Annotated in this window: 27 protein-coding genes, 1 tRNA gene and 1 pseudogene; 19 read left to right on the forward strand and 10 right to left on the reverse strand. The window is 64.5% G+C overall.

Annotated features, from left to right (window positions below):
- Window positions 1-106: 106 nt before the first annotated feature.
- Window positions 107-1,162: an ABC transporter substrate-binding protein gene (locus tag J6525_RS14465; protein ID WP_225645186.1), complete on the reverse strand. Its 1,056-nt coding sequence runs from the start codon at window positions 1,160-1,162 to the stop codon at window positions 107-109.
- Between the two features lie 265 nt (window positions 1,163-1,427).
- Here J6525_RS14465 and J6525_RS14470 point away from each other — a divergent pair, with 265 nt between their 5' ends.
- From J6525_RS14470 to J6525_RS14500, 7 genes are all read left to right on the forward strand, one after another.
- Window positions 1,428-1,862 (forward strand): hypothetical protein, encoded by a 435-nt coding sequence (locus tag J6525_RS14470; RefSeq protein ID WP_038386174.1) that lies wholly within the window; start codon window positions 1,428-1,430, stop codon window positions 1,860-1,862.
- Window positions 1,863-1,980: 118 nt separating this feature from the next.
- The gene (gene hisE, locus J6525_RS14475; RefSeq protein ID WP_028342591.1) at window positions 1,981-2,376 is read left to right on the forward strand and encodes a phosphoribosyl-ATP diphosphatase; all 396 of its coding nucleotides are present in this window, start codon (window positions 1,981-1,983) and stop codon (window positions 2,374-2,376) included.
- A 69-nt stretch (window positions 2,377-2,445) separates the two neighbouring features.
- A complete protein-coding gene (locus J6525_RS14480; protein ID WP_092087930.1) occupies window positions 2,446-3,027 on the forward strand; it encodes a YqaA family protein in 582 nt (193 codons plus the stop codon).
- A 215-nt stretch (window positions 3,028-3,242) separates the two neighbouring features.
- Entirely contained in the window at window positions 3,243-3,812 is a 570-nt protein-coding gene (locus J6525_RS14485; protein ID WP_446471728.1) for a hypothetical protein, read from the forward strand.
- A 201-nt stretch (window positions 3,813-4,013) separates the two neighbouring features.
- The gene (locus J6525_RS14490) at window positions 4,014-4,985 is read left to right on the forward strand and encodes an NAD(P)H-dependent flavin oxidoreductase (protein ID WP_092087934.1); all 972 of its coding nucleotides are present in this window, start codon (window positions 4,014-4,016) and stop codon (window positions 4,983-4,985) included.
- Complete coding sequence (locus J6525_RS14495) at window positions 4,985-5,758, forward strand: thioesterase family protein (protein ID WP_225645189.1); 774 nt, start codon at window positions 4,985-4,987, stop codon at window positions 5,756-5,758. The genes J6525_RS14490 and J6525_RS14495 overlap by 1 nt, the downstream gene beginning before the upstream one ends.
- 233 nt (window positions 5,759-5,991) lie before the next feature.
- Window positions 5,992-8,112, forward strand: a complete 2,121-nt coding sequence (locus tag J6525_RS14500) for an ATP-binding protein (RefSeq protein WP_225645191.1) — start codon at window positions 5,992-5,994, stop codon at window positions 8,110-8,112.
- Window positions 8,113-8,402: 290 nt separating this feature from the next.
- On the opposite strand, the gene J6525_RS14505 is transcribed toward J6525_RS14500, so the two are convergent.
- Window positions 8,403-9,965: an AMP-binding protein gene (locus tag J6525_RS14505; protein WP_225645193.1), complete on the reverse strand. Its 1,563-nt coding sequence runs from the start codon at window positions 9,963-9,965 to the stop codon at window positions 8,403-8,405.
- A gap of 66 nt (window positions 9,966-10,031) precedes the next feature.
- Between J6525_RS14505 and J6525_RS14510 the strand changes: the two genes are divergently transcribed.
- From J6525_RS14510 to J6525_RS14520, 3 genes are all read left to right on the forward strand, one after another.
- Entirely contained in the window at window positions 10,032-11,027 is a 996-nt protein-coding gene (locus tag J6525_RS14510; RefSeq protein ID WP_376708515.1) for an NAD(P)H-dependent flavin oxidoreductase, read from the forward strand.
- 177 nt (window positions 11,028-11,204) lie between these two features.
- A complete protein-coding gene (locus tag J6525_RS14515) occupies window positions 11,205-11,447 on the forward strand; it encodes a hypothetical protein (RefSeq protein ID WP_225645198.1) in 243 nt (80 codons plus the stop codon).
- Between the two features lie 108 nt (window positions 11,448-11,555).
- On the forward strand, window positions 11,556-12,287 hold the full coding sequence (locus tag J6525_RS14520; protein WP_225645200.1) for a hypothetical protein: 732 nt from the start codon (window positions 11,556-11,558) through the stop codon (window positions 12,285-12,287).
- A 41-nt stretch (window positions 12,288-12,328) separates the two neighbouring features.
- Here J6525_RS14520 and J6525_RS14525 read toward each other — a convergent pair whose 3' ends face one another.
- Window positions 12,329-12,580 carry a hypothetical protein gene (locus J6525_RS14525; protein ID WP_225645202.1) on the reverse strand — a complete coding sequence of 84 codons (252 nt, stop codon included), beginning with the start codon at window positions 12,578-12,580 and terminating at the stop codon, window positions 12,329-12,331.
- 16 nt (window positions 12,581-12,596) lie between these two features.
- Here J6525_RS14525 and J6525_RS14530 point away from each other — a divergent pair.
- A pseudogene (locus tag J6525_RS14530) lies at window positions 12,597-12,995 on the forward strand (TetR/AcrR family transcriptional regulator); the annotation flags it as partial.
- Window positions 12,996-12,998: 3 nt separating this feature from the next.
- Here J6525_RS14530 and J6525_RS14535 read toward each other — a convergent pair.
- The 3 genes from J6525_RS14535 to J6525_RS14545 form a co-directional block, all read right to left on the reverse strand.
- The gene (locus tag J6525_RS14535) at window positions 12,999-13,388 is read right to left on the reverse strand and encodes a hypothetical protein (RefSeq protein ID WP_225645204.1); all 390 of its coding nucleotides are present in this window, start codon (window positions 13,386-13,388) and stop codon (window positions 12,999-13,001) included.
- A gap of 53 nt (window positions 13,389-13,441) precedes the next feature.
- Complete coding sequence (locus tag J6525_RS14540) at window positions 13,442-13,693, reverse strand: C40 family peptidase (protein WP_028342576.1); 252 nt, start codon at window positions 13,691-13,693, stop codon at window positions 13,442-13,444.
- Between the two features lie 653 nt (window positions 13,694-14,346).
- Window positions 14,347-15,216 (reverse strand): VOC family protein, encoded by an 870-nt coding sequence (locus J6525_RS14545; protein WP_225645206.1) that lies wholly within the window; start codon window positions 15,214-15,216, stop codon window positions 14,347-14,349.
- A 959-nt stretch (window positions 15,217-16,175) separates the two neighbouring features.
- On the opposite strand from J6525_RS14545, the gene J6525_RS14550 reads away from it, so the two are divergent.
- Together J6525_RS14550 and J6525_RS14555 are read left to right on the forward strand one after the other, a co-directional pair.
- The gene (locus J6525_RS14550; protein WP_225645207.1) at window positions 16,176-18,422 is read left to right on the forward strand and encodes a TOMM precursor leader peptide-binding protein; all 2,247 of its coding nucleotides are present in this window, start codon (window positions 16,176-16,178) and stop codon (window positions 18,420-18,422) included.
- Window positions 18,423-18,514: 92 nt separating this feature from the next.
- A complete protein-coding gene (locus tag J6525_RS14555; RefSeq protein WP_225645216.1) occupies window positions 18,515-19,891 on the forward strand; it encodes a SagB/ThcOx family dehydrogenase in 1,377 nt (458 codons plus the stop codon).
- Between the two features lie 133 nt (window positions 19,892-20,024).
- Here J6525_RS14555 and J6525_RS14560 read toward each other — a convergent pair.
- Window positions 20,025-20,109, reverse strand: a tRNA-Leu gene (locus tag J6525_RS14560).
- A 392-nt stretch (window positions 20,110-20,501) separates the two neighbouring features.
- Here J6525_RS14560 and J6525_RS14565 point away from each other — a divergent pair.
- Both J6525_RS14565 and J6525_RS14570 read left to right on the forward strand, forming a co-directional pair.
- Window positions 20,502-21,110 (forward strand): imm11 family protein, encoded by a 609-nt coding sequence (locus J6525_RS14565; protein ID WP_225645208.1) that lies wholly within the window; start codon window positions 20,502-20,504, stop codon window positions 21,108-21,110.
- 113 nt (window positions 21,111-21,223) lie between these two features.
- Window positions 21,224-21,796, forward strand: coding sequence for a disulfide bond formation protein B (locus tag J6525_RS14570; protein ID WP_225645209.1), 573 nt, complete (start codon window positions 21,224-21,226; stop codon window positions 21,794-21,796).
- A gap of 203 nt (window positions 21,797-21,999) precedes the next feature.
- On the opposite strand, the gene J6525_RS14575 is transcribed toward J6525_RS14570, so the two are convergent.
- Both J6525_RS14575 and J6525_RS14580 read right to left on the reverse strand, forming a co-directional pair.
- Window positions 22,000-23,085, reverse strand: a complete 1,086-nt coding sequence (locus J6525_RS14575; protein WP_376708517.1) for an AbrB family protein — start codon at window positions 23,083-23,085, stop codon at window positions 22,000-22,002.
- A gap of 327 nt (window positions 23,086-23,412) precedes the next feature.
- Window positions 23,413-23,694, reverse strand: coding sequence for a PsiF family protein (locus J6525_RS14580; protein ID WP_028342570.1), 282 nt, complete (start codon window positions 23,692-23,694; stop codon window positions 23,413-23,415).
- 208 nt (window positions 23,695-23,902) lie between these two features.
- Here J6525_RS14580 and J6525_RS14585 point away from each other — a divergent pair, with 208 nt between their 5' ends.
- A complete protein-coding gene (locus tag J6525_RS14585; RefSeq protein ID WP_076824984.1) occupies window positions 23,903-24,388 on the forward strand; it encodes a hypothetical protein in 486 nt (161 codons plus the stop codon).
- A gap of 81 nt (window positions 24,389-24,469) precedes the next feature.
- On the opposite strand, the gene J6525_RS14590 is transcribed toward J6525_RS14585, so the two are convergent.
- Window positions 24,470-25,027, reverse strand: a complete 558-nt coding sequence (locus J6525_RS14590; RefSeq protein WP_092088007.1) for a TetR/AcrR family transcriptional regulator — start codon at window positions 25,025-25,027, stop codon at window positions 24,470-24,472.
- A 181-nt stretch (window positions 25,028-25,208) separates the two neighbouring features.
- Between J6525_RS14590 and J6525_RS14595 the strand changes: the two genes are divergently transcribed.
- From J6525_RS14595 to J6525_RS14605, 3 genes are all read left to right on the forward strand, one after another.
- Window positions 25,209-25,643, forward strand: a complete 435-nt coding sequence (locus tag J6525_RS14595) for an acyl-CoA thioesterase (RefSeq protein WP_092087963.1) — start codon at window positions 25,209-25,211, stop codon at window positions 25,641-25,643.
- A 5-nt stretch (window positions 25,644-25,648) separates the two neighbouring features.
- The gene (locus J6525_RS14600) at window positions 25,649-26,095 is read left to right on the forward strand and encodes a PaaI family thioesterase (RefSeq protein ID WP_225645210.1); all 447 of its coding nucleotides are present in this window, start codon (window positions 25,649-25,651) and stop codon (window positions 26,093-26,095) included.
- A 328-nt stretch (window positions 26,096-26,423) separates the two neighbouring features.
- Window positions 26,424-26,831 (forward strand): helix-turn-helix domain-containing protein (locus tag J6525_RS14605; RefSeq protein ID WP_225645211.1); only part of this gene is annotated, 408 nt, incomplete at its 3' end.

The following is a 26,831-nucleotide window of genomic DNA, read 5'->3' on the forward strand; positions in this document are numbered from 1 at the left end:
GGAGCGGGATAGTGGCCCCCGCGTCGCGCAACAACAAACAGCTGGGGTAATGGGTCCTGGCTTTCGCCAGGACGACGCTGAACATTTGGTGCCGCTTCGCATGCTCTCAATTCACCAGGCGGCTGTCGATCGGCGGCAGGAAAGCCTCGTCGAAGATGTCGGCGGCGTGCGGCCGCTTCTGGAATTTGAAGTCCTCCGCGAGCTGGTCGATTGCGCGCTCGAAGCGCTCCGCCTCGATGCCGCCGATGCCGTCGCGCTTCACCTCGCTGGTCAGGATGTTGTCGCGGATGATGGCGTTCAGCCGCTCCAGCTCCAGATCGCGCGAGCCGCCATCCATCCGGCTCGCGACCTCGCCGGCGGCGCGGGCCGGATCCTTGATCGCGAGGTTGGTGCCGCCGATCGCCGCGCGCACGAATCCTTTCACCGCATCCGGCTTCGCGGCGGCAAGGCGCGGGCTGACGATCACGGCAAAGCCGTAGGCCTCGCAGCCATAGTCGGCGAAGCGCAGCACCGCGAGATCGTCGGCGGGCACGCCGCGATCGCGCAAATTGATCGCCGAGAGATAGGAGAAGCCGGTAACGGCATCGACCTGGCCGGCGGAGAGCATCGGCTCGCGCACCGCGGCGCTGATCGTGCTCTGCTTCACGCTCGACAGCTTGATGCCGTTCTGCTTCGCGACCGCGGGCCATAGCCGGATCGAGAGATCGCCCTCGGCGACGCCGAGGCTCTTGCCCTGCATGTCGCTCAGCGTCCTGATGCCGCGGCTCTTGCGCGCGATGATCGCATACGGCGCCTGGTTGAACAGCACGAACACCGCCTTGACGGGCGCAGCACCGGGCTTGTCGCGAAAGCGGATCAGCGAGTTGATGTCGACGAGGGCGAAATCGCTCGAGCCGTCGGCGACGCGCGCGATGGCATCCGCCGAGCTGGTCGCGACGTTGGTGCCGACCGCAAGGCCCTCGGCGCCGAACAGGCCGCCGGATAACGCCATCACGAAGGGCGCTGCGGCGGCATCAAGCGGACGGTCGAGCGTGAACTGGATGGTGAGCGGCGGCGGCGGATCGCTGGCGCGCAACGGCGTCAACGCCGGCCACACGCCCCCCGCGAGGCCGATCATGCCGGCCAGTATCCAGCGGAGAACGGTGGTCCGACTTACCTGCATCATGACATCCGGGAGGCGAGACAAAGTGCCGCGCCGGCGCGCCTGCTTCATGACATCGAATGCGCCAGAGCAAGCGTCAGTTTCAAGCGTTATTTGCAGGCATTTTGCCCCAGGCAAGGTGAACGGCCAATGACTGCCAGGCTTCGGCTTGCCATGTTTTCACCTCAGGTCGTTCAGCTTGCATTCGGTTTGGGGAACCTAATCTGGAGGCAGTGGGTTAGCTAACCAAGGCCCGTCGGGCCGGCTTCCACAAAGGATGACTGCAATGTTTGCGCGAAAAGGTGTTTTTTCGTCCATTGGCCGCGCAGCCACATTGGCAACGGTTGCCGCGGTGGCGTTGACGGCCGTCGAGCCGACGATGGCGTTCGCAGGCTCTGCTCAGACAGGCAAGGCGACCGCTGTGACGACGTCACAAGGCACGAGCGGCGCGACCGACATCAGTGCCCGCCGTCGCTACTATGGCGGCGGTGGCGCAGCGGCCGCGGCTGCGTTCGCCGGGATCGTCGGCACGGGCCTCGCGATCGCCGCTGCCCAGAGCCGCCGCGACTATTACGACTCCTACGGCTACTACGGCGGTCCGGGCTACTACGGTGGTCCTGTCTACTATGGTGGCGGCCCGGTCTATTACGGCGGCGGACCGTACTATGGTTACCGCGGCTATTACGGGCGGCGGTCGCAACTGCCGTATCAGCCGTACTGACAGCCGTCGGCGGTTCTCAGAACTGTCACAAAGGATTGAATCCACCGGCCGCGGGCCGGTGGATTTTTTCGTCGTCGCCGTTAACACGCTGGCGACGCGTTTCGATTAGGCTCGAAGCATGAGTGATTCGATCGAGCGGCTTTACCAGGCGGTGATCGCGGCCAAGGATCTTGATCCGGCTACGTCGCGCACGGCACGGCTGTTCCAGCGCGGGCCGGCCAAGATGGCCAAGAAGCTCGCCGAGGAAGCGATCGAAGTGGTGATCGACGCCGTCAGCGGCAAGTCGGATGCCGTCATTCGCGAAAGCGCCGACCTGTTCTACAACCTCGCCGTTCTCTGGGCGTCGGCCGGCGTGAAGCCGGAGGATGTCTGGCGCGAGATGGAGCGGCGCGAGCGGCTGCTCGGGATCGCCGAGAAGCTGCCGAAGTCGCCGGTCAAACTGCCCAAACCCGCGCCGGTCCCGGTGGTTCGGCGCCGAATTGTCGCGCTGGAGAACCGGCTGCGCAAACGGTAGCCGTAAATCAACCAGATTCAGCTCAATCCCGGCATGGACAAATCCGCTCCATGATGGTTCATCGCGCCCATGTTGAAACGGATTTACGACTGGTGCGTTGACGCGGCCGACAAGCCCTATGCGCTGTGGATTCTCGCGGCCGTCGCCTTCGCTGAGAGCTCCTTCTTCCCGATCCCTCCCGACATCATGCTGCTGCCGATGTCGCTGGCGCGGCCGAAGCGGGCGTGGTGGTTCGCCGCGGTCTGCACGGCAGCGTCAGTTGCCGGCGGCGTGCTCGGTTATGCGATCGGCGCACTGCTCTACGACTCGCTCGGGCAGTGGCTGATCCATCTCTACGGCCTCTCCGACAAGGTCGACGCGTTCCGCGCCTCCTACGCCGAATGGGGCGCCGTGATCATCCTGCTGAAGGGACTGACACCGATCCCCTACAAGCTCGTGACGATCACATCAGGCTTTGCCGGCTACAACATCTGGCTGTTCATCCTGTGTTCGATCGTCGCGCGTGGCGGCCGCTTCTTCTTCGTCGCGGTGCTGCTCAACCGCTATGGCGATTTCATCCGCGCCGAGCTCGAGAAGCGGCTCGGCCTGTGGGTCGCGATCGGCGCGATCGTGCTGGTGCTGGGCTTTGTTGTCGCATTCAAGCTGATCTAGTGTGCTGAATGCGAAGTTCGTGCGATTTCGCGGCAGCCACTTTCACGAACTTCGCATTCATAAAGCACACTAGAATCATAAGTTTGCTAGTGTCCTTATCGAATCCGAAGTTCGCTCCGAAGGTGCGGCAAATGATGCGAACTTCGGATTCGGGACACTAGCGACCGACCGCTTGCGGCTTTGCCTGCGCGCGGCTTCGGGTTACGCTCAGCGCGATGGCTGATGGAATCGCGGACCTGCTCGATCCTGCCGGGCTCACGCTCGTCAGGCCCACGCGTGCAAGGGCGCGCATTGCGCTGTCGGGTCTTGTGCTGTCGGGTCTTGCGCTGTCGCTGACGACCCTCGACCACAGCTGGGCCCAGACAGTACCGCCGGCGCTTGGCGTGCAGTCGCCGGCGCAGCAGCCGGTCGCGCCTTCGCAGCAGCAACAGATCGAGCTGCCGCCCGCGCCGGTCGAGCGCGAGAATCCCGGGCTGATCAATGAAATCGGAAAGCTGTTCGAGAAGTCGAAGTCGGCGCTGCCGCCGCTGAAGGGCCCCGGCGAGACCATCAACGATTTGTCGAACATCGCGCGCCCCTCGACGGTGGTGACCGGACGCGCGGCCTGCGTGGTGGCCTCGAACGGTGCGCCGGACTGCAAGATCGGCGCCGACCGGCTGTGCCAGAGCAAGGGGTTTCGGGAAGGCAAGGGCATCGATACCGACGCCTCCGAGAAATGCTCGCCGCTGGTCTATCTGCCGGGCCACAAGCGCGGCCCGAACGACTGCAGACGGAAAATTTCGTGACACGGGCGGTCTGCCAATAGCGACGGCCAGGCTTTGCGTCTGGGATGCCAGGCGCCCGCGAAAACACGGTTTCAGGATGAGGATTTGTCATCCTTTTTGCAGCGCCAAAACGCAATACTTGACACTGGAAAGATTGCCTTGTTGGTATGACGATCAGCATTCGAGACCAATCAACGACCAACACTTGAGGATCCGCTTCAAATGTCCATGCCTGCTCTGTTCAAGGGCCGCCTGTCTCTTCCCGTGATCGGGGCGCCGCTGTTCATCATCTCCGTGCCCGACCTCGTTATCGCGCAGTGCAAGGCCGGCGTGGTCGGCTCGTTTCCGGCGTTGAACGCGCGGCCGCCGGAGCTGCTCGACGAATGGCTGTACCGGATCAAGGAAGAGCTCGCCGCCTATGACAAGGCGCATCCGGAGCGGCCGTCGGCGCCGTTCGCGGTGAACCAGATCGTGCACAAGTCGAACAACCGGCTCGATCACGACATGGCGCTTTGCGAGAAGCACAAGGTGCCGATGATCATCTCCTCGCTCGGCGCGCGCGAGGAGCTCAACCAGGCCGTCCACGGCTGGGGCGGCATCGTGTTCCACGACGTGATCAACCAGAAGTTCGCGCACAAGGCGATCGAGAAGGGCGCCGACGGCCTGATCCTGGTCGCGGCCGGCGCCGGTGGTCATGCCGGTACGCTGTCGCCGTTCCCGTTCGTGTCGGAGACGCGGCAGTGGTTCGACGGGCCGATCGCGCTGTCAGGCACCATTGCCAACGGCCGCGCCATTCGCGCGGCGCGCATCATCGGTGCCGACTTCGCCTATATCGGTTCGGCCTTCATCGCGACCAAAGAGGCAAATGCGGTCGAGGGCTACAAGGACATGATCACCAATTCCTCCGCCGAGGACATCGTCTACTCCAACCTGTTCACCGGCGTGCACGGCAATTATTTGAAGCCGTCGATCGTCGCGGCCGGCATGGATCCGGAAAACCTGCCGACCTCCGATCCCTCGAAGATGAGCTTCGGCACCGATGCGTCCGGCGAGCGCGCCAAGCCGAAGGCCTGGAAGGAGATCTGGGGCTCGGGCCAGGGCGTCGGCAGCATCTCCAAGGTGGTGCCCGCAGCCGAGCTGATCGCCCGGTTCAGGAAAGAGTATGAAGACGCGGTCGATCCGGCGCTCGCCTGATGGAGCCAATCTTTCGCGTTGATGGCGACCGCGTCGTCACCAGTCCTGACGCCGCGGGTCCGTGGGATCCGCGGATGCAGCACGGCTCCGCACCGGCAGCGCTGGTGGTGTGGGCGGCCGAAGCCCTTCCGACGCCGGTGCCGATGCGGATCGCGCGCGTCACCATCGACCTGATGCGCCCGGTGCCGGTAGCGCCGCTGACGGTCTCGAGCGAGATCCTGCGCGACGGCCGCAAGATCCAGCTCTGTGGCGTCAGGCTGCTTGCCGACGGCGTTCTCGTGGTTTCGGCCAGCGTGCTGAAGATCAAGCAACAGGCGGCCGAGCTGCCGCCTGACGTCGCCGCGCTTGCGGTCGATCTGCCGGGCCCCGACGAAAGTATGATCGAGCCGGGCAACCTTGCGAACAGTCCGTTCGTGAAATGCATCTCGATGCGGGCCGCGCGCGGCCGCTTCGGCGTGATGGGACCTGGCGCGATCTGGTTCCGTGTTGACCGCCCGCTGATCGCGGGCGCCGTCGTCTCGCAGGCGATGCGGGCAGTGGTTGCCTCGGACTTCTCCAACGGCACCTCGCCGGCGCTCGATTTCAGCCAATGGACCTTCATCAACGCCGATCTCTCGGTGAGCCTGGCGCGCGAGCCGGTCGGCGACTGGATCCTGCTCGACGGCCAGTCCTGGATCGGGCCCGACGGCGCCGGGCTTGCAATGTCGCGGCTCGCCGATCAGCGCGGCTATTTCGGCCAGGCGGTCCAGAGCCTGGTCATCGAGCGGCGCTAGGACGCGCTCGTTGATCCTGCGGCCACGGCCGAGGGGCAGTCCCAAGCGACTGCCCCTGCGGCAAAAATAACTCCGCTTCCCGGGAACGGTTGGCGGCAGGTGCGAGTTTCGCTCCCGTTAGGGGGTCCCATGATGCGTATTGATCCCGCCGCCGGCATCGTGGCCATGGCCGTCCGGCGGTTGTGTGATGTGCCGGACGGTGTCGACGCCCGGCCGCCGCAGGGACAGACGCGATGAAGCCTGGTCCGTCCTCGGAACGCGCGGTCATCCTCGCCGCGAGCGAGCGGGACGCCGTCAAGACTGCCCACCTGATCAAGGAAGCCGGCTATTACGCCAACATCTGCGGTGATCTCGCCGAGCTCGAACGCCAGATCGCAAGCGGGGCGGGCCTTGCCATCATTGCCGACGAGGTGATCAGGGCCGCCGATCTCGCCGGCCTGACGCACTGGCTGAACGAGCAGCCGTCATGGTCGGACTTTCCTATCGTGCTGATCAGCGAGAAGGGGGGACCCGAGCGCAATCCGGAAGCAGCGCGGCTCGGCCGGGCGCTCGGCAATGTCACCTTCATCGAGCGGCCGTTTCATCCGACCACGCTGGTAAGCCTGGTCGCCGCGACGGTGCGCGGCCGCCGCCGCCAATACCAGACCCGTCAGATCCTCGAGGATCTGACCGAGAGCGAAGGTCTGCTGCAGACCGCGCTCAATGCCGGTCATCTCGGCGCGCTCGAGCTTCATCTGCCGGATTTCGAGCTCGAGGCGTCGCCGACCTGCAAGACCTATTTCGGGCGCAGGCCGGGCGATCCCTTCACCTATCAGGATCTCCTGGACGCGGTGCATCCCGACGACCGCGCGCGCCGGAGCGAGATCGTCGAACAAACGTTGCGCACCGGCTCGGATTATCAGATCGAATACCGCAACGTCTGGCCCGACGGCACCGAGCATTGGGTTGACGTGCGCGCCCGTGCGGTGCGGCGGCCCGACGGCGGCATCCGCTCGCTGGTCGGCGTCTGCTCCGACATCAGCGCGCGCAAGACCGCGGAGATCGAGCGCGAGGCATTGCTGGCGCAGCTTGCCGCCGAGCGCACTGCACTCGCCGAACTCACCGCGACGCTGGAGCAGCGGGTCGAGCAGCGCACCGCCGACTTGATGAAGGAGGTCGCCGCGCGCGAGCGGGCGCAGGAACAGCTCCGCCATGCCCAGAAGATGGAGGCGATCGGCCAGCTCACCGGCGGCGTCGCGCACGACTTCAACAATCTGCTGATGGCGGTGATGGGCAATCTCGATCTGCTGCGCAAGCGCTTGCCGGAGGACCCACGCCTGCGTCGGCTGGTCGACGGCGCATTGCAGGGCGCCGAGCGCGGCGCGTCGTTGACGCAGCGGCTGCTGGCATTCGCGCGGCAGCAGGATCTGCGCGCGGTGCCGGTCGATCTCGGCGCGCTGGTGCGCGATATGAGCAATCTGCTCGAGCGCTCGCTCGGACCGCGCATCATGCTGCGGCTCGACATTCCCGAGGGGCTGCCGCTTGCCTGCGTCGACAGCAACCAGCTTGAGCTCGCGGTGCTAAACCTTGCGATCAATGCGCGCGACGCGATGCCGGATGGCGGCGTGATCGAGATCCGCCTCGCGGCCTGGCAGGCGAAGAATGATCCGGCGCTGCAGCCTGGCGACTATTTGAAGCTCTCGGTGATCGACAGCGGCACCGGCATGTCGCCGGACGTGCTGAAGCGCGCGATCGAGCCGTTCTTCTCGTCGAAGCCGGTGGGCAAGGGCACCGGGCTCGGCCTGTCGATGGTGCATGGGCTCGCCGTGCAGCTCGGCGGCGAGCTGGAGCTGTCGAGCGCGGTCGGCAAGGGCACCACGGCTGCACTGGTGCTGCCGGTTGCAACGGCGGTGCCTGAAGTCGAGAGCCCGGCGCCTGCAGCGCAAACGGTCAAGCGCTCGGCGGTGATCCTGCTGGTTGACGATGATCCGTTGATCGCGATGTCCACCATGGAAATGCTGGAGGACCTCGGTCACCGCGTGATCGGCGTCAATTCCGGACCGCAGGCGCTCGAAATCCTCAGGAGCGACCAGGAGATCGACCTGATGATGACCGATCACGTGATGCCCGGCATGACCGGCATCGAACTCGCCGCCGCTGCGCGCAAGGTGCGGCCGCAGCTTCTGGTGCTGCTCGCCACCGGCTATGCCGAACTGCCCGACGGCACCCAGGTCGACCTGCCGCGGCTGGCCAAGCCCTACCACCAGGATCAGCTGCGCGACCGGCTCGATCAGTTGCTCGGGCAGGGTGTGAAGCAGCGTGCGGCCGGCACTGACGACCTTGCCGCACCTTCCACTCTCTCCCCGTCACCCTGAGGTGCGAGCGGAGCGAGCCTCGAAGGGCGCCGGCCCGGCTGCTGCCGCAAGCGGAGATAGCACAAGCTGAAACATCGGGGCCGTGCATCCTTCGAGGCTCGCTCCGCTCGCGCCTCAGGGTGACGGTGCGCACAGCTCCATCCGCGTCATTGCGAGCGAAGCGAAGCAATCCATAGCCCGGCAGGTCGGAGAGATGGATTGCTTCGTCGCTTCGCTCCTCGCAATGACGGCGGAGCAAAAGCGTCACAACCTCTCAGGATGACGGGACCAGCAATCGTCGTGCGAGCATCCTACCCCACCATACGATCGCGGCCGGTCCAGAAGCGCGCCTTCAGCACCTTCTTGTCGACCTTGCCGACGCCGGTCATCGGCAGTTCCTTGACGAACTGGATCTGCTTCGGCGCGTGCGCCGAGCCCTTCTTCGCCTTCACCAGTCCGATCAGCTCGTCGGCGTCGGGCACAGCGCCCTCGCGCGCGACCACGACGGCGGTGACGGCCTCGCCCCATTTGTCGTCGGGCACGCCGACCACGGCGACCATCGCGACGTCGGCGTGTTGCGACAAGACATCCTCGACTTCGCGCGGGAAGATGTTGAAGCCGCCGGAGACGATCATGTCCTTCTTGCGGTCGAGGATGAACATGTAGCCGCGCTCGTCCATGCGCGCGATGTCGCCGGTGTGCAGCCAGCCGCTCTTCAGCGTCTCCGCCGTGATGTCGGGCCGTTTCCAGTATTCGGCCATCACATGCGTGGCGCGCACGCAGATCTCGCCGGCCTCGCCGGTCGCGACCTCCTCGTCGTCCTGATCGAGGATCTTGACCTGGCAGGCGGCGATCGGGAAGCCGCAGGACAGGAACAGGTCCGGTGTCTTCGGGTCATGATCCGCCTTGCGCAGCACCGAGACCGGATAGCATTCGGTCTGGCCATAAAGCTGCGAGAACACCGGGCCGATCCGCTCGATGCCTTCGACCAGTCGGCTCGGCGACATCGCGGACGCGCCGTAGAGCAGGAGTTCGAGCGAGGAGAGGTCGGTCTTGTCGAGCGCGGGATGATCCAGCATCACATAGATCATGGTCGGCACGAACAGCGTGAAGTTGATCTTCTCGCGCGCGATGGTCGTGAACACGGCCTCCGGATCGAACCCTTTCAGCATGTGCACGGTGCCGCCGCGCATCAGCGTCGGCAGCACTTTGGTGCCCGCGACATGGCTGATGGGGGCCACGGTGAGGTAGCGCGGCGTCTCCGGAATCTCGAAATCGGCGAGGATCGCGGCGGCGAAGCCGCCATATTCGCGGTGATAGCGCAACGCGCCCTTGGATTTGCCGGTCGTGCCACCGGTGTAGTTCAAGGTCGAGATGTCGTCGGCGCGGGCGAAACTCTTCGCGCTTGCGCTGCCGGCGTCCCCGGCCACCTGCAACAGGTCGGCGCCGTAATCCGCCGGGCCGAGCGTGAACACGGTCTTCAGGCCCTGCGCCTTCGCCGTGAGCTCGCCGCCGCGATCGCGAAACGTGATGCCGTCGACGATCAGCATCTGCGCTTCGGAATCCTCGATCTGGAACAGCTGGTCGTCGAGCGAGCCCAGCGGATGCAGCCAGGTGATCGCGAGCCGCGACAATTGCGCGGCGACGCCGGCGCACCAACTGTCGGCGCGGTTGGCGGTGAGCAGCGCGACGCGGGTGCCAGGCGCAAAGCCGAGCCGCATGAACACGCTCTGCATGCGTCCGATCAGGTCGGTCGCGCCCTGATAGCTGAGCGAGCCGCCCGGCCATGCGAAGGCGGTGCGCGATGGATAGCGCGCCAGCGCCCGCAGGGTCTGTTCGCACACCGCCGGAAATGCATAGAGCGGATTGCTCATCTGGTTGTCCCTCCCGCCTTTGTCTTTGGCTTTTGTCGTGCCAATGTTGGCGGCAACGCTAACACAATGACGATGGGAAGAAACAACTTGTCCGCCGATCCTCTCGCGCGTTTTCGCGGTCGCCTGCGGCTGCCGCTGATTGCAGCACCGATGTTCTTGGTTTCCGGTGTCGAACTGGTGGTAGCCGCCTGCCGCAACGGCGTGATCGGTTCATTTCCGACGGTGAATTGCCGTGAGACGGAACAGCTCGATGCCTGGCTCGGCGACATCGCGCGCCGCCTGCAGGCACATGCCGATGCAAGCGGCCAAGCAGCCGCGCCGATCTGCCCGAACCTGATCGTGCATCGCTCCAACACACGGCTGGCCCAGGATCTCGCCGTGCTGCTGCGGCACAAGCCCGAGCTTGTGATCACCTCGGTCGGTTCGCCCGCGCCGGTACTTGGCCCTCTGCACGATGCCGGCGCGCTGGTGTTCGCCGACGTCGCCTCGATCCGCCATGCCGAGCGCGCGGTCGCAGCCGGCGCCGACGGGCTCGTGCTGCTCACTGCGGGTGCGGGCGGGCAGACCGGCTGGCTCAATCCGTTCGTGTTCGTTCGCGCGGTGCGCGGCTTCTTCGATGGACCGATCGTGCTTGCCGGCGGCATCAGCGACGGCCACGCGCTCCGCGCCGCAGAGGCGCTCGGCTGCGACCTCGCCTATATGGGCACCAAGTTCATCGCGACGCGCGAGAGCATGGCGGACGGCAGGTACAAGCAGATGCTGGTCGACTCCACCGCCGACGACGTCATGCTCACGACGGCGTTCACCGGCCTGCAGACCAACATGCTGCGGCCCTCGATCGAGGCCGCCGGTCTCGATCCCGACGACCTGCCGGCACGCGGCGCGATCGACATCGGCAAGGACATCGACATCGGCGCCCGCGAAAGCCGCCCCAAACGCTGGCGCGATATCTGGAGCGGCGGTCATTCCACCTCCGGGGTGACCGGGGTGCTCGGCGTCGACGAACTCGTGGCGCAGACGATCGCGGAGTATGAGGCGGCGAGCGCGCGGGTGCGGCTCTAGAGTCGCTGCTTTGACGCGTTCCCTTCGCGCCAACCGGTGCTCGAAAGCGCGCTGGTTCGCGAAATAGCAGCACTCAAATCCCGCCCATCCGCTTAACGCGGCATTAACCATGCCAGTCCCAACAATAGCGTCACGGGCCGCCACGGCTGGTCGCCCGGCAGTTTGTGGGAATGCGACATGGCCTTTGAGGCGCTCTCCAAGACCCCGGCATCGCTCGACGAGCTCCGGACCCGGGTGTTTTACGCCCTGCAGCGGCATCCGCTGTGCCGTCAGGTCCAATTCGACATTGTCAGCACGCCGCGCACCCGCCGGACCAACTGGACGGTCAGCATGCACACGGTCCAGCCCGGCGCGCTCTGGACGGCGCATGAGATCGTCGCCGATATCCAAGAGGCCTATGAGCTCGACGTCGCGGCCTGATTTTCCGGCCGTTTCGGGACAATTTCACCTATTTGGCGTCGTCACGGCACGGTACCGCCGCATTTCGCGCGCAGTTTGCGGTGACACCGGCCGGCAATGGAGTAGTTTTTGACCAGAGCCATCACCCTCGCCGCGCTGACATGCTTCCTCCTCGCCGGCGCCGCGATAACAGCCATTTTGGGCCGGGACAGCCTGCCGGCGGCGCAGGCCGACATTGGACCGGTCGCCAACCGTGCCAGCAAGCAGGACAAGCTCGCGGTCAGCACGCTTGCCGCGGCCTCGTTTGAGGCACCCCAGCCGATTGAGCCTTCCGCCAATCCGTCTCCGCTCCTGTTGCGGGCGCAAGCCGCGATCCCGGGCGCGACTGACACGGTGCGGCAGGCCTATGCCTCCGTCGAGCCGGCCGATGTCGGCCTGCCGAAGATCACCGACCCCGTCGATGCGGCTCAGCCGAAGATCGCCGAGCCCGCACCCGCGCCGGTCGCCCCGGCGCCGCCGAAGCCCAAGGCTGCGGCCAAGCCGGCGCCGCAGAAGAGCTACGCGCTGCTCAGCGACGCCCAGATCGCCGGCATCAAGGACCGGCTGAAGCTGTCGTCGTCGCAGGAATACTACTGGCCGGCGGTCGAGACCGCGTTGCGCGCCGTCGCCCGCAAGATCCACGCCAAGCGCCAGGGCGATCCCGCATCCGGCAGCATGCCGATCGATCCGGACTCCGAGGAGGTCCAGCAGCTGAAGTCGGCGGCGATGCCGCTGCTGTTCCAGCTCCGCGAGGATCAGAAGAACGAGGTCCGTTCGCTGGCGCGCCTGATTGGCCTGGAACGTGTCGCTGCGATGATCTGAGCGGCAGGGTCCGGCCGAAGCGGACCTGCGCTCCTTCTGCTCTAGCGGGCCTCCAGCGGCCGCAGCTTCTCCACCTTGCCCTGGGTTTCGACGAGCAGCTGTTTCATGAAGTCCTTGTTGCGCTTCAGCCAGGGCTCGAGCGTCTGCCTGACGTCGCTTGGTGACTTCTTCTCGATGGCTTGCGCCAGCCGGGTCTGAAACGTCCCCCAATCCTTGAACATCACCTTCAGCAGCGCATCGTCGGAGACGTTGATCGCCGACTTGATGTCGCCGACGGTTTCGAGCTCGCGCATATTGCCCTGTCGCAGGCGGCAGACCACCAGCCTGCTTCGTGACATCCTCGAGGATGCCAAGCGGCCGCCGTTCGATCGGCTGCGTTCGCTGGTGCCCGCCTTCATCCGCTCCGAATGCGAGGAGGCCGCGGTGCGCGTCGCGCTGAGCGATGCCGCGCCGCTCTATCGCGATGCGCCCGAGGCGCGCGAGGCGCGGGCATCGGGCGAGCGCATCGTCGAAGCGTTCATGCGCGAGGCATTGCCGAAGACGTCAGACGCCGTACGAGCAACGGCGGGCGATCTGATCACGACGACGCTGAGCACGGTGGGCAAGGATTTTTCCGAGAGCCCGCGAACGCCCGCCGAGATCGCGACCTATGCCGACGCCATGGCCGACATGTTCTGCGCGTATCTCAAGAGTCTCGGAAAGAGCTGACGTTCACAGATAGTGCTTGGCGACCAGCAGAAATCCGAGCACGCCGCCGGTCACAGCGAAAACCGTCACGCCATTGCAGAGACTGACGTAAGCGGCCGACCAGTAAGAAACAGTCTGAGCGGCCGTCGCAACTTTTTTCGACTTCTGGGGCAAGCCAATTGGCTCCTGAAAAAGGCGCCGCCATCTGGTCAACACAGATGACGGCGCCCGTCTGAGGGCTTCAGGGCGAAACCCTGCTGCAGCGTAAGGTGCGATCATGAACGGTTCGTATACCGCCCGGCTGTCGCAAGCTCGCATGTCAGCTGAAGCGTCGAGGTTCCCTAAAGCATCATCCGGAAAAGTGCGCAGCGGTTTTCCCTCGCGACAAACGCGCAGCGTTTGCGCGGAGATCATGCTCAAACAAGAGGCTAAGGCGCGATGACGATTCGACCCAATCTCATCGCGCTTTAGAATGAAGCGTAGGCATTTCGAAATGCGATGGCGCCAGCCAGCGAGCGCGGCCGCGTGCGCACGGCGTGCCCGTCGTTGCCGCTCTGCACGATCCACTGGCCATTCTCCTGACCCACGATCTTGCCGACGTGGTGACGCCAAACCACGATGGTACCGACCGAAGGGCCGCCGGCATTGCTGCCGTAGCGCGCCCAGGATCGGGCCAGATTGAATTGCGGACCGGGATCGCTGCCGACTTGGGTGCGCATGAACCAGCCGCACCACGCAGCTGGGCGACCGGAATGTGCATAGTGCCGATGGTGATGGTGACGGCCGCGGGCTTCGGCAGTTGAAGCGAACGCCAAAAGAACCGCCACAGCGGCTAGAAGTTTACGCATTACAAAGTCCTTCTTGCTGTTGGCAGACCATCCATGTTGTGGGGGAAGCGCAGCGATGATCTGCGATTGGCTTGCGAAGCGACCGCATCGGTCAGGCGACGCAAAACGAAGACGGGGCATGGCCCGCGCAGGCGTTTAAGAAACGGGCTATGGCCAAAATATGGCCGGTACGTCCCGTCCGGCGGCCGCGACACTGCCGAAGACTTCAGGCGTGGTCCGCGCAATGGCTGCTAATTTGATCGCCGCGGTTGTGCTGTCGGACAGCGACGCGTTGCCGAGCCGGCCAGCCTAGGATCGGCTGCCGATCGTGAATCAGTGCGGTGTGGTGATTGTAAACGTCCGTCTTCGCTTTCGCGTTGCTCGAGCTTCGCCGGACACGCTTCGCCCTTGCAGGCTTCGCGGCCGCGCCACGCGAAGCCTGCAAGGGCGAAGCGTGGTGCACCATTCAGAATACAATTGCGCACCACTACCTAATTTAAACACCTATATAATTCTGCTGCGGACGAGGTCGAAACGTTTCCGACCTATCGCTTCGTCTTGCGAAGGATCAATTTGCCCTGTGAAGCGACATCACCCCACCTCGCGGACCAATTGAGTTCCGAGGCGGAGGGTCGCTCAGTGCCTTTCTGATCCCAGGCTCCCTGTAGCGCAAATAGAGCCCCTTGGGGATCGGCACATCGCAAGATCCAGCAACCATCGGGCAACTCGATTGGACCTTGGAGGACCCGGCCCCCGCCAGCATCAACGCGCTTGGCAGCCGCACCGATGTCGTCGACATTGAAGTAATAGAGCCAGCAGGGTTGCGATACGCTCGGAAGTTTGGTGAGCATTCCGCCGATCGTCTGGCCGGCCGCCGAAAACAATTCGTACAGGTCGGCCGGCCCGGCTTCAGCGTGAGCCTTCTGCCAGCCAAGAAGCTCGCCGTAAAACGGGAAGATCTTGTTCCGGTCTTCAGCCAGCAACTCGTGCCAGCCCACGCGTCCAGGCTCGTCCAATCCGCTGGACTGCCGTTGGCCATATGTCAGCCCGGAAACCAGTGCAAACGTCGCTCCTTGCGGATCGGCGACCACCGAAATTCGGCCAATGTTGCTGGCGGTCGGCGTTATCAGAATGGCGCCCCCACGACGGCGGACCTGCACGGCTTTCGCATCCACGTCGTCGACGGCGATGTAGCCGACCCATCTCGGCCTCGCTCCCAATCGCAGCCCTTCTTCCGGGAGATGCATGAGTCCAACTGCCGGGGCGTCGCCTGCAGTAAGCAGCGTGTAGGCGAATTCCGGAGTCGACGCATCTTCCACCGCCCAGCCGATGACCTTGCCATAAAATGCGGCTGCTGCCGACATGTTCGTCGTCAGCAACTCATACCAAGCGAAGCGTCCGAGTTGATCGACCAAGCTAATTTCCCCGTTCAAGCGGGCCGACGATTGCGCACTGCATCAAATTGCACCCGTTGCAATCCGCTCCACGGGCGCGGATTCTCGATTTAATCGACCAAATTGCGCGATATCGTTCATGAAGATGAATGCAATCAGAACGAGCTCTATTGCATTTTGTGTATACCGTAATTCTTGTCTGCCTCGTTCGCTCGGCGTAAGATCGTGCTTCGGAAGTCCTTTCTTCCAAACTGGGAGGATGCGGCCATGCAGCGGGCGAAGCAAGCTTCGAGAAAGAAGCGAACGACCAACGCCGCGGTACCGGCGCTGGGATTAGCCGGTCTGACTTTTTCGCTCGCGGGCAGCGCATATGCCTCCGCCGTGCCCTCCGGCGACGTTCAACACAAGCCGAACTTCGCGCCGGGCCATATGACGACGCTCAGTGAGGAAGAACTCGCCGACGTCAGTCTCGCCACCTTCCACCTCAATCTCATCGACGATGAAAGCGTCGGAGGCCGCGTGCTGCTCGCGCGGGGATGCGGTGGTTGCCGTGGCTGCGGAGGCGCCAGAGCTTGTGGAGGCTGCAGGGGTTGCGGAGGATGCAGGGCCTGCAGAGGCTGCCGCTGCGGTGTCGGTTGCGGTGGATGTGGCGGCTGCGGCGTTGGTTGGATCGGCGTAGGCGTGCCATTGGTCTCATGCGCAGGCTGCTGTGCATCCTGGGGCCGCTGCCGCTGGTGCTAGCGCTGGGCGTCGACACGTCGCGATTTTATTGGCCGGGCGCCCGAACGACCCGGCCAAATTTTTGCTTCGTTATGCATTCGCCGCGCCTGGCTGATCAGCTTGCCGACGGTGGGCGAGTGTGATCCAAATTGCTCGCAGAATGCCGGTGGCCGAACGCGGCGCACAAGCCGCGCGATGCCAATGGTCGGCCGCGCGCCGGCGATCGGAAGTGACAGCAACAGGATCAGCGTGCCGCCCCGATGACAGTCAATGGCAAGAGCCGCACCGCGAAGCAGAGCCGCAAGGGCATTTTGCGATTCGCGCCGAACTTCACCGCCTATGTGATTCCTCCCGATGTGGTCTGCCTCTACTCCGAGAACCGCAAATTCTTCCTGCACGGTGATCTCTATTGTGCGGTGGCCGCGGCGATCGGCAAAAATGGTAAGGCTGCAGCAGAGATCGTTCGCCAGCTCTCAAAGAATTTTCCCGCCGACAAGATCGAGGAAGCGATCAGGCGGCTGCTGGAGCGCCGATATGTCGTAAGCGGCGCGCCGCACGCGTTCGCAGGCGCCGTCGATGGATATTGGGCGAGTCTCGGCCTCCCCCCCGAGGTCGCAGAACAGAATCTCCGCGATTGCCCCGTGCGGGTCGAAGCCATCGATGTCAAAGGCGCCAACGAACTTGCCGCGGCCTTGAGCAAGCTCGGTGTTCGGATCACCAAGCGGTCGCCCAAGCTCACGATCACACTGGCGAGCGACTATCTTGACCGGCGGCTCGTCGAATTGAACGGAAAGCGCTTTGGCGATGGGACGCCCTGGCTGCTGGCGCAGCCGTCCGGCGTGTTTCCGCTGGTGGGACCCGTGTTCAAGCCGGGCGAGAGCGCCTGCTGGACTTGCCTGTTCGATCGCATGATACGCAATCGGGAAATCAAGGGATTTCTCGATCGCAGAGCGGCGCAGGTGGTCGCCGTATCGCCCCTGGTCGGCGACGCCGTCGGACAAATCGGCATCCACTTCGCTGCTGTTGAAATTGCAAAAGCGATTGCCTCGGGATTTCGTACCGATCTGCGCGATCACATCGCAAGCTTCGACCTGACCGGTGCCGTCATTGCCAAGCATTACGTCGCGCGACGCCCGCAGTGTCCTACCTGCGGCAGCAGGAAGCTGCAGAGTCCGCGCCGGGCGGCAGCGCCGATCGAGATCGCGGAGGGCGGAAAGCTCGTCATGACCAGCGGCGGTTACCGCGCCGTGACGTCGCGAGCCACCGTAGCACGGTTCCGCAAGCACGTCAGTCCGCTGACCGGCGTCGTCTCGCGGCTCGAGCGGATCGAGGCCGATCTGCCGATGAACACGAACTTTTTCGCCTACCACAATTTCTCGGCGCCGGCCTGGAACGTCGACCAGCTCAGATCCGGATTGAGCGGCGGCAGCTTCGGCAAGGGCTCCACAGCCGAGCAGGGCGAGGCCAGCGCGTTGATGGAGGCGATCGAGCGCTATTCGGGTATTTTCCAGGGCGACGAGATCAGGACGAAGCGCCGCTTTGTCGATTTCGTCCCCGGCGACGCTCTTCTTCCCAATGAAGTACAGCTTTTCAGCGACGCGCAGTTTCAAAACAGACATACCTCGCAGCCGGACGATTCACATCTGGTGCCTGAGCCGCTCGATCCCTCGACCAAGACGGAGTGGTCGCCGGTCTGGTCGTTACGGGACAAGCGTTTCAAACATCTTCCAACGGGCCTCTTGTACTTCTTCTATGGCGGCTTCCACACGGATTCCAACGGATGCGCCGCCGGCAACACCCGGGAGGAAGCCATCGTTCAAGGCTTCCTCGAACTGGTCGAACGCGACGCCTACGCGATCTGGTGGTACAACCGGCTGCAACGTGCAGAAGTCGACCTCGCGCAATTCGAAGATCCCTATGTGCGGGATCTGCAAGCCCAGCTTGCCGATGCAGGGCGCAGGCTTTGGGTGCTCGACATCACCAGCGATCTCGGCATTCCCTCTTACGTGGCGATCATCCATTGGATGCAGAACGGACACGAAAATATCGAATTCGGTTCCGGCTCGCATTTCGATCGCCGCATAGCCCTGCTGCGTTCCCTCACCGAACTGACCCAGTTCATGTCGATTGGCATGATGGGCGGCGGAAGTGGCGAGAAGCCGACGCTGGACGGTGTCACGCCGCTGCGACTGGACGATTATCCGTTCCTGATCCCCAGCGACAATCCGATCGTGCCGTCGGCGCCGAGCCTCAAGGTTCACGACAACGCGCGCGACCAGGTCAATGCCTGCATCGAGATTGCCGCCGGCGCGGGATTTGATTTCCTCGTGCTCGACCAGACGCGGCCCGATGTCCAGGTGCCCGTCGTCAGAGTGCTCGTTCCGGGGTTGCGGCATTTCTATCGCCGCTTCGCGCCCGGCCGACTTTACGATGTTCCGATGAAGCTCGGATTGCTGAATCGTCCGCGACTGGAAAGCGAGCTCACGCCATTCCTTCCACACACCTGAAGGCTGGCCCGTTGCGCAACTTCCGGAAAACGAAGCTCAGGAAGATCGCACCCGTCATCGTCGCCCGATTGAACGGTCGTTGCTCCCTTCACATGCAGGCGGACGGAAGCATCGCTGCAGGCTTGGGCGGCTACTCGATCAATCTGGGACAATTCAGTGCGGCAGCGGTCGACCGTGCGGGACATCTCACCAGCGGCCTGCCGCTCGCCTCCTTTGCGGGCAAAGGCGTCCTCGCGAGGCAGGTTCATGCCCTCGTGCGGCGACTGGCAGGGCATGGACTTCTCGAATACCGCTTATGCTCTCCGCGTGACGAGCAAGACCTCGTGGTCATCGAGCCGCAGGTCGCCGAATACTGGCCACAACGCGCAAAGCTGGGGAGCGGTGATACCATTGTGCTGTCGCGCTTCGCCTATCTGCGCCGGCTCGGCAGCGAGATGGTGCTGGAATCACCGCGCGCCGGCGCGCTGTTTCGGATTTTCGATCCCGCCATCGCTGCCACCCTCGCTGCCCTGTCGCGGCCTCAGAAGATCAGCAACCTTCGCCGCCATGCGGCCTCCGCGAACCTCGATCTGCTCGGATTGCTGATCGACAGCAAGATGCTGATCAAGCTCAATGCGAAAGACGGCGACGGCCTTCGGGTGAATGAAGGCGACGGCAATCTCGTTCTCTGGGACTTCCACGATCTCGTGTTTCATACGAGGAGCACGGAGGGCCGGCACTCCAATCCAGTTGGCGGCGCGTTCACCCATGCGGGCGTCGTTCCACCGCTACCCGCGGTGCGTCCGCCCTGGCCCGGCAAGAAGATCGACCTCGGCAAATTCTCCACGTCGGGGTCGGCCTCGCACTTCGCGAAGCTGTTGCGCGAACGCCATTCAATACGAGATTTCGACGACCAGCATCCGGTCACGCTCGCCGAGCTCGCGCAGTTTCTCGACACGACAGCCCGCGTGCTGTCGGAATGGAAGATCGGCGCAGATTTTGACGGCGGTCCCGAGGTCACCTACAGCGCAAGACCCTATCCGTCGGCAGGCGGCGCGTATGAGCTGGAACTATACTTGGCGGTCTTGAACTGCGGGGAGCTTGCACGTGGACTTTACCACTATGACGCGGGCAGCCACGCGCTTGTCGCGATCGACACCTCCGCCCAACAACTCCAAGCGCTTTCTACGGCGGCCGAGTTTGCCATGGACGCATCCGGTCCACCGCAGGTCTTGATCACGATCGCCGCGCGCTTTGGGCGGATCTCCTGGAAATACAGCTCAATCGCATATTCGTTGATCCTGAAGGACGTCGGCAACCTGATCCAGACGTTCTATCTGACGGCGACCGACATGGGCCTTGGTGGCTGCGCAATCGGCACCTGCAACATCGATCTGTTTGCAAAAATGACGGGGCTTGAATTCCACGTGGAGGGCCCGGTCGGTCAATTCGCGCTCGGGCGCGGCAGGAAACCGGCCCCCTCTAGCTAAGGGGAGGTCTTTCGAATGTTTACGGCCTCGATCGCACGCGAATGGCGCCCAGCGGCGGGATTCGGCTTCGCCCTTCGGGCTACGCCGGGACGAGCCTTCATGCGGACGGCTTGTCGGCTACGGCTGCGCTGAATGGTGCCCCTGGCCGGAATCGAACCAGCACTCCTTGCGGAACTCGATTTTGAGTCGAGCGCGTCTACCAGTTCCGCCACAGGGGCATTCGCAATGGTCCCGGCCGGGAAGGCCGGGGTCGCGAAGCGCGGCGGACTATAGCGGGCGGCCCGTCATGGTCAACCCGCGCGGGCGGGATGTCCCGCGCCCCGGCAGCGGAATTTCCGGTGGGTGTGACCCCGAGGACGACGCGAGGCCGTTGCCGTCCGTATGGCAGTCACGGAAGAGTTTGCCCGGCGGCGGCAGCCGCTGCCACCGTCCCCAAGCCTGGCCGCGGCTGCGGCAACCTACTTCGAGACGGAGGCGCGAGCGTAACGGTATTGTCCGGTTCGTCGATCTCGATGAAGCAAGGGGCACTTGAAGCAAGGGGCACTTGAACATGGTGTGGGGATGGTACGAGCGCAGCCAATTCGGCGACTTCTTCCCGAACGGCGACTATGTGGGCTGGGAGGAAGGCCTCAAGCAATATTTCGACGAGCAGATGTCTGCGGAGCAAAGGGCGGCGCTGAACGACTGGCACGTCGCTTACATTGGGGAGGTGGCTCGCAAGTTCAGGGAGGACAGGGGCCTGCTCGAGCCGCACGAACGTCCGTTGGAATTCAGGATGGAGGAGTCACGCAAATCGCTCGGATCGCTGCTGCATTTGACCAACGGCGTCCGTGCCGTCGATGCAACCTTGCACGCCATCATCGAGAAGCTGGAGCCGGGCGTGCACCAGTTCTGGCCGCTACGGATCACCACGCCGAAGGGCAAGGACTACCCCGTTCCGTATTACGGCATCATCGTCCGCCGTTACATCGACAGCTTCGTGCCGGAACAAAGCGCCGTCCATCAGGTGTCGGAGGGATCGACGGCGTATTTTGCAAACAATCCCACGAAAAAGGGCTATGGCAGTCTGACGGTCTTGAAGCGTGTCAGCGTCGGCGCCCATCTCTGGCATGAACGCAGGCTGCTCAATCCGAGCCTTTTCTTTTCCGATGAGCTGCAGGCGGCGATGACCCAGTGGGGCCTGCGCGTTCCCACGCATCATCGACTGAACGCGATCTGACCGCGGCGGACGGCGGTCGTCACGGTCAACCCGCGCGGATGTGATTGTCCCGCGCCTCGACAGCGGTATTTTCACGCGATACGACCGCAATCGACGACCTTGGAGCAGGGCCCATGACCCTCCCGAACGATGCTCCCCGGAGGACCGACGTGACGATTGCCACCGCCCATCCGTCGCATGCTTCCGCCGCTGGCAATCCGGCGCTGACCTCGGCGCTGGCGATTGCCGTGATCGCGGCGGCGACCCTGGCCGGCGCCTGGTTCTTCCAGCTCGTGCTGGAGATCATGCCCTGTCCGCTCTGCCTCGAGCAGCGCTATGCCTATTACCTCGCGGTGCCGCTCGGCGCCCTGGTGGCGCTCGCGGCCGCCCGCGGCGCGCCGCGTCCGGTGCTGCTCGCGGGCCTTGCGATCCTCGGCCTCGCCGCGCTCGCCAATGCCGGGCTCGGCACCTATCACGCCGGTGTCGAATGGGGGTTCTGGCCGGGGCCAACCGATTGCACCGGCCCGATGGTGGATTTCGGCAAGGCCGGCTCGCTGCTGGACCAGCTCGACAAGGTCAAGGTGGTGCGCTGCGACGAGGTGCAGTGGCGCTTCCTCGGCATTTCGCTGGCCGGTTACAACGTGCTGATCTCGCTCGTGATGGCCGCGATCGCCGGTTGGGGCGTGATGAAGGCCGCGAGGGCCTGAGGTCGGGCCGTACGGTTTTCTCGTTATCCGTCATGCCCGCGCAAAGGCTTCGCCTTTGTCGCTGGAGGAGGCCGCGAAGCGGCCCTCTCGAAGCATGGACGGGCACCAGCCGGGCTGTTCATCCTTCGAGACGCGCGGAGCCTGTCATCGGGCCGCGCTTCGCGCGGACCCGGTGGCGCTCCTCAGGATGACGGTTGGTAGAGCTAATCGTCGACGTCGTCCTGCGGCCGGCCGAACAGATGGATGATGCCCGGCGTCGAGATGGTGACGAACAGGAAGCGCGACAGATGATGCGCGCCGACGAAGATCGGGTCGATGTGCAGCGTCAACGCCAGCGCCAGCATCGCGTCCATCGCGCCCGGCGCGAAGGCGACCACGACATCGGCGAGCCGCACATGGGTGGTGAAGCCGATCACCGCGACGAACACGGCCGAGATCAGGATGGCAATCGCAAACGAGCCGAGCCCGGCATTGACGTGACTGAGCAGGGTCGAGGTTTTCATCCGCGCGAAGCGGGTGCCGATGATGGCGCCGATGCCGACCAGCGCGACGTTGCGGAGCCAGGGCGGCAGGCCGCCATCGACCAGCCCGGAGCCGTGCAGCAGGCTGGAGGCGAGCATCGCGCCGAACATCCAGCTGGCGGGGAATTTGATCCAGCGCAGCAGCAGCGAGACGCCGATCGATAAGGCGACCAGCGCGACGAGGCCGAACGGCGAGGCGACCGTCGTCGGCAATGGCGGCGGCGCTGCATGCGTCACCCCGGTCAGCGCCAGCACCAGCGGCAGCGCCGCGGTCAAGATGATCACGCGCATGGTCTGCACCACCGCGATCGCCGCGACGTCGGCGCCCTTTTCCGCGGCGAGGATCGTGATCTGCGACAGCGCGCCCGGGCTGCCGGCGAGGAAAGCCGAGGTCTGGTCCCAGCCATGGACGCGTTGCAGATAGAGGCTCGAGCCGAAGGTCGAGCAGAACGTCGCCAGCGCCAGCAGGCCGATGGTGAGCGGATAGGAGCTCATGTGCTGCAGCAATTGCTGCGACATCAGCGAGCCGAGGGAGATGCCGAGCAACAGCAGCACCGATTGCGTCAGCACCGCCGGCACCGCGAGCGGCCGTCCGGCCAATGCGGCGATCGCGACCGCGACCATCGCCCCCGAGATCAGGCCGCCCGGCAATTCTGCCCACAGAAACAGCAAGCCGCCGACGGTGCCGATGACAAGGGTCTCGAGCCCGTTCAGGACTTTGCTGCGGTCGGGAATGGCCGTTGCCATCGAAGCGCGGATCAGGGTCACGCCGCCTTATGGCAAATTCGCGTGAACGCGACAAATGCATCTCGCGATTGCAGCATTGCGCTCCGGCTCGCCCGGCGCACAGATTTTCACCCTTCGAAACGGGCCGGGGATTGCGATCAGTATCGCCACAAACTCGTCATGACGGGGCAGAAGCGCGAAGCGCGTCTTCGCGCAGGTGTCCCGGCCATCCACGCCTTTGCCACGCGCAATCCAACACGTAGATGCCCGGCACAAGGCCGGGCATCACGGGTTCGTCGAGCGAATGAGCGCAGTTGCGACTGCCCTCCCCGATGGGGAGAGCGAATCGCATCAAACCTGCCCGGATGTTTACTTCGTCGCCGCGGGCGCAGCGGCGGCGCCGCCCGACTTCTCCTTCTTGCACTCGGAGCGGAATTTCTTGCGCTCCTTGCCGTGCAGCCCCTTGGCGTCGGCTTCCTTCGAGCATTCCAGCGACTGGGCGGTGCGCGGCTTCTTCTCGGCCGGCGCCTTGGTCTCGGCCTTCGGAGCGGCGTCCTTGGCGGCGGGCGCGGCCGTTTGCGCGAAAGCTCCGCCCATCAGCAGCAGGGAGGCCAGGGCGGTTGCGGACGCGAGCGTGGAAATCGTCTTCATGGGGCACCTCGTGAGGGAAAGAGGGCCGAAACGTCGCGCGACGATGCTGAACGGTGGATGAACATGCGGCGGTCCCGCCGCCACAATATTTTAACGCGCAGGCGCGCAGGTGCGTTGTCGCAAGTCGGGGTTGCGCTAGGATAATGGTCTTACGCCAATGCTCCCTACGGGAAACCAACGGGAAACCAGGGATGACGGGAGACCAGCGATGACCATTCAAACCAGATTGTTGTGCGTGCTTGCGGTGTCGGGCTTTGCAGCCTTTGCGGCGAGCGCGCCGGCGCAGGCCCTGACCGCGCAGGAATGCAGCGCCAAGTACCAGGCGGCCAAGTCGGCCGGCACCCTCGGCGGCCAGAAGTGGAATGATTTCCGCAAGGCGCAGTGCGGCGCCGACGCGACCCCGGCTGCGGCGCCCGCCGCTCCGCCGCCGGCAGCCGCCGCGCCCGCTCCGGCCGCGCCGAAGGAAGCCAAGCAGGCGCCCGCCGCGGCACCGGCGGCGCCGGCAGGACCCGCCGTATTTCCGAACGCCATCGATCCCAAATACGCCAAGGAGTCCGAAGGCAAGGGACGCATGCACACTTGCGTCGACCAGTACAACGCCAACAAGGCCACCGGCGGCAATGGCGGCCTGAAGTGGATCCAGAAGGGCGGCGGCTATTACAGCGAATGCAACAAGCGCCTGAAGGGCGCCTGAGCGAGCCGACCGAGTTTGGCGAGCGGCCGGCGTAAGCCGGCCGCTTTCCGTTTGCACCGGCTCTATTGGCTGCAACTCTCTCTACGGGTTTTCCGTCAGCAGCTTGTCCGCCGACTGCGTCAGCAATTGCGCGCGCTTGCGCGGGCCGCGCTCGAGAAACAGTAGGCTCTGGCCGAAGATGAAGCAGTAGAACAGGAAGGCCTGCGCATCGGCCTCTTCAGTCGGCAGCCCGGTGGCGCGATAGAGCTGGGCGACATTCTTCAGCCGCGCGGCATCGACGCTCGCGGCGGCAGCGGCAGCGGCCTCATCGGTGCGCGCCCATTGCCGGATCGCGAGCTCGACCGCCATCGCCTCGGTGTTCATGCGCTCCGAATACAGCGTGATGATCGCCTTCAGCCGCTCGCGCGCGCTGGTGCCGTCGAGCGCGGTGTGCTTCTCGATCGATGCGATGCGGCCGTCGCGCCAGCGCGTCAGCATGGCCTCGAGCAGCGCGGCGCGATCCCTGAAGCGGCGGTAGAAGCCGCCCTTGGTGACGCCGAGATTCTTCGCCAGTACCTCGACCCGCACGCCGTCGACCCCGCTATGCGCGAGTTCGGCGAAGCCGGCCGCGACCCAGACGTCGCCTTTGCTTTCAGTCATGCGATCTCCGCGCATCATAATGCGCAATGGGATCGTCATCACGCATTAATCGCTTGTTTGTGCATGGCCTTTTCGGAAAACCGCTTCGCACTTTTCCGGATCATGCTTTGATACGGTACCGTATTGCTACCCTGCTTCGTCCCTGATACGCTACCGTATCAAAAATCGAAGGAGGGATCCGATGGAGGGCGAGGCGACCTATCGCGGCACGGTCTATCCCTGGCACTGCGACCATATCGGCCACATGAACGTCATGTGGTATGTCGGCAAGTTCGACGAGGCGAGCTGGAACATGTTCGCGCGGCTCGGCCTGACGCCGAGCTACCTGCGCGAGTCCGGCCGAGGCATGGCCGCCGTGCAACAGAACATCTCCTACAAGCGCGAGCTGCTCGCCGGCGACCTCGTCGAGGTCAAGAGCCGGTTGGTCGAGTTCCGCGACAAGTCGATCCGTATCCTGCACGAAATGCGCAATGCGGAGACCGGCGAGATCGCCGCGACCTGCGAGATCGCGGCCGTGCATATCGACCGTGCCGCGCGGAAGTCAACGCCGTTTGCGCCGGCGATCCGCTACGCGGCGATGCCGCATCTCGTGCCGTCCGAGCCTGCAATCGCGTGACCGCCATGCCGCGTTTCGAACCGAAGAATCCAAACTATCGCGCCGTCGCGACCGATACGTTCGCGCGCCAGCGCGCGATGCAGACGCTTCGTATCTCGATCGCGCGCATGGAGCCCGGCGAGGTCGATCTTGCGATGCCCTATGCGCCAGAGTTTTGCCAGCAGAACGGCTTTGTGCATGCCGGAATCATCACCGCGGGGCTCGACAATGCCTGCGGCATCGCCGCCTTCACGCTGATGCCCGAAGGCTCCGACATCCTCACCGTGGAGTTCAAGACCAATCTGCTGGCGCCGGCCCGCGGCGAGCGGTTCATGTTCTGCGGCGTCGTGGTCAAGCCCGGCCGCACACTGACGGTCTGCGACGGCCGCGCCTACGCGATCCAGGACGGCGTCGAGACGCTGGTCGCGACCATGAGCGGAACGCTGATGGCGCTGGCGCGGCGGGAGTCGTAGAAGGCTAACTCTCTCCCCGTCACCCTGAGGTGCGAGCCTTGCGGCGCAAGGCACACACCTCGGGAGGACGGGGCTGGTCGAAGCGCGTGTTGCTTTCGCAGGGACGACGATTGTGGATGCAGGCCGCGCCACACACCCCGTGTCGTCCTGGCGAAAGCCAGGACCCATTACCCCGAATCTCAATTGTTGCGCTGGCTGGGGCCACGATCCCGGTCATCACCGAATGCGGTGGTTATGGGTCCCTGCGTTCGTGTTTGGTCCCTGCTGATTGGTTTGATGGAATCGGTGTAGAACGAGGCGTGGCCTTTGTCAGGGAGCGCTTCGCGTCATGGAACTGAGCCTGCACGCGAACGCCACGACGACGCCGAAGACGCGCGCCTATATCCAGCGCAGCAGGAAGTCGGTTGCCGAATTGGCGACGGAACTGGGGGTCAGCGAGACCACGATCTATCGTTGGCGCGACCGCACGACGGTCGAAGATCGCTCGCACCGGCCGAAGAACCTGGTGACCAGCCTGTCGGCTGTCGAAGAAAGGGCGGTTTGCGAGCTGCGGACGTCGCTGCAGTTGCCGCTGGATGACATCGTCGAGGTGATGCAGCGATGCATCAATGCCAAGCTGTCCCGCAGCGCCATTCACCGCTGCCTGCAGCGCAATGGCATCAGCCGGCTCGCCAAGCCTGACAAACCCAAGGCCGGCATCTTCGAGACCGCCAGCATCGGCTTCATCCATATCGAC

This window comes from Bradyrhizobium australafricanum (assembly GCF_020329495.1).
In the GTDB taxonomy this organism is placed as follows: domain Bacteria; phylum Pseudomonadota; class Alphaproteobacteria; order Rhizobiales; family Xanthobacteraceae; genus Bradyrhizobium; species Bradyrhizobium australafricanum.